Origin of the sequence: Brevibacillus sp. NRRL NRS-603, assembly GCF_003013445.1 — a bacterium.
Classification (GTDB): domain Bacteria; phylum Bacillota; class Bacilli; order Brevibacillales; family Brevibacillaceae; genus Brevibacillus; species Brevibacillus formosus.
On sequence record NZ_PXZN01000122.1, the window covers coordinates 1 to 2497 of the forward strand.

Annotated in this window: 2 protein-coding genes and 1 other annotated feature; both genes read right to left on the bottom strand. The window is 49.2% G+C overall.

Annotation, left to right across the window (positions count from 1 at the left end; genetic code table 11):
• Window positions 1–923 (bottom strand): phosphoglycerate dehydrogenase (serA, locus tag C7R94_RS28915; RefSeq protein ID WP_106785957.1); only part of this gene is annotated, 923 nt, incomplete at its 3' end.
• Window positions 916–2070, bottom strand: a complete 1155-nt coding sequence (locus tag C7R94_RS28920) for a pyridoxal-phosphate-dependent aminotransferase family protein (RefSeq protein ID WP_106785958.1) — start codon at window positions 2068–2070, stop codon at window positions 916–918. The genes serA and C7R94_RS28920, both read right to left, overlap by 8 nt.
• A 71-nt stretch (window positions 2071–2141) precedes the next feature.
• Window positions 2142–2390 (bottom strand) — a binding site (T-box leader).
• Window positions 2391–2497: the final 107 nt, after the last annotated feature.

The window sequence follows — 2497 nt, forward strand, 5'->3', positions numbered from 1 at the left end:
AATGGCTCGTCACGAAGAACCTTCAGGATTTCTTCCGATACGTCTACGGCCACGTTTTCCTGTGCTTCAATGGTCGAAGCTCCCAAATGTGGAGTCGTTACCACTTGTGGCAGACCGACGAGAGGGTTGTCTACAGGTGGTTCTTCTTCGAAAACGTCCAGAGCTGCCCCTGCGACTTTTCCTGCGGTAATCGCCTCGTAGAGAGCCTTCTCGTCAATGATTCCTCCACGAGCGCAGTTGATCAAGCGAACGCCATCTTTCATTTTCGCGAATTCACGCGTGCTGATGATATGTCGGGTTTCTTTTGTCAGCGGAGTATGGACGGTAATGAAATCTGCTTTGCGGCAAATTTCATCCACAGTTGCGTTGGTCACACCCATCTTTTGCGCACGTTCCTCAGTCATGAATGGATCGAAGCCCATGACGGTCATGCCAAATGCTTTCGCACGCTTCGCAACCTCTGAACCAATGCGTCCCATACCGATGACTCCCAGTACTTTGTTGTTCAGCTCAACCCCTTGGAAGCTTTTGCGATCCCATGTACCGTCAACCAGCTTCTTGTGAGCTTGAGGGATGTTCCGAGCGACAGCCATCAGCATGGCAAACGAATGCTCCGCAGTAGAGATAGTGTTGCCGTCTGGAGCGTTGATGACTGGAATACCTGCTTGAGTGGCAGCGTTGATATCAATGTTATCTACCCCAACACCTGCGCGACCTACTGCCTTTAGCTTTTTGCCGGCAGCGAGTACTTCTGCTGTTACTTGGGTTTGGCTGCGCACGAGCAGAGCATCGTAGTCGCCAATCACATCGATCAGTTCGGCAGGGGAGAGGTTTGTTTGACGAACAACTTCTACATCAGAAGCGTCCAAAAGTTGTTGGATTCCAAATTCGCTAAGTGGATCGGTAATGAGTACTTTATACATGTGCAATGAGCACCTCCTGAGCAGCTTTTACACCAGCACCCAGCTCAACTGGAGCACCGATTTGGTGAAGCGATAATTCGATGGCAGAAATGACTTGCAGGACATCCAATGGCTCGCAATAGCCCATGTGCCCGATGCGGAAGATCTTGCCTTTCAAGTGCTGCTGGCCGCCAGCAATTGTAATGTTGAATTGCTGTGTTAGCATTTTGCGAAGAGCTTCTGCATGAAAGACGCCCTCAGGGTCGCAAGAAGTAACGGTCGTCGATGCGTACTGATCTTCCGCTATCAGTTTTATGTTTAAAGCTTTCATCGCTGCGCGAGTCATGTCTCTCATCAGTTCATGGCGCTTTACGATAGCTGGCAAGCCTTCTTCCTCCAACATATCCAAAACTTCGGCGAGACCGAAAATGAGGGATACAGCAGGCGTATACGGAGTTGTTTGCTCTGCCAAGCTCTTGCGGTATGCTTTCAGATCCAAATAGAAGGCGAGCGATTTGTTTTGCTCAATCACTTGCCATGCGCGTTCACTCGCAGCGAGGAAGGCAAGGCCTGTTGGCAGCATGAAAGCCTTTTGCGAGCCGGTTACCACGATATCGACACCCCAAGCGTCCATTTCGCATGGTACGGCGCCAAGGTTGCTTACTGCATCCACAATGAAGAGGGCGTCCGAATGTGTGCGGATTGTTTTCGCCAAGTCAGCAATCGGATTTTCTACCCCAGTGGATGTTTCACAGTAAGTGGCGAATACGGCTTTTACTTGCGGTTTTTTTTGCAGGAATATTTCAACCAGCTCAGGTGTTACGGCTTTTCCCCAAGGTACTTCCAACCGATGGGCGATGATACCGTAACGCTCGCAAATTTTTGCGAAACGCTCGCCAAATGCACCGCTGACGAGGATGGCAGCTTCATCGCCTGGTTGAAGCGTATTTACAACGCTCATCTCCAGCGCGCTTGTTCCGCTACCTGCCAAGATGTATACGTCCTGCTGGGTGCCAAAGTAAGGCTTCAGTCTTTCAGCAGTACGGGCGAAAAGGGCGGAAAATTTGCCGCTGCGGTGTCCAATCATCGGTTGGCTCATTGCTGTTTGAACACGTGGTGGAATTGGGGTAGGGCCAGGGATTCTCAAGATCATTTTGTCTGCAAACATGGTTTTCTCCTCCTCATATATGTGCATATCAAAAAAACCTCCCGTTCTCACACTGCTCCTATTACAGAACAGTGAGGGACGAGAGGCTTTGCTTCGCGGTGCCACCCTCATTCGCTCCTTTTTTCTCAAAAAAGAGCCTTGGTAGGTACATGACCTAAAAGAGATAACGGATCTACCGTTTGCGTCTACTGGGATGGTGAACCCTCTTTTCAACGCAGCAGCTCAGAAGTGCTTAACCGTGGGAGAAACCGCCGATTCGCAGCAACCATCGGCTCTCTGGGGATTTCTCGATCACAGCGTTTCTTCGTCAACGCCGTTGTTTTATAAAGTGTTTCGTAAGATTTGTACTTACGATATCACGTCAAAATATCATCGTCAAGAAGAAAAACGAGAAAAAATGAACATTATTTATTTTATATCGATTATC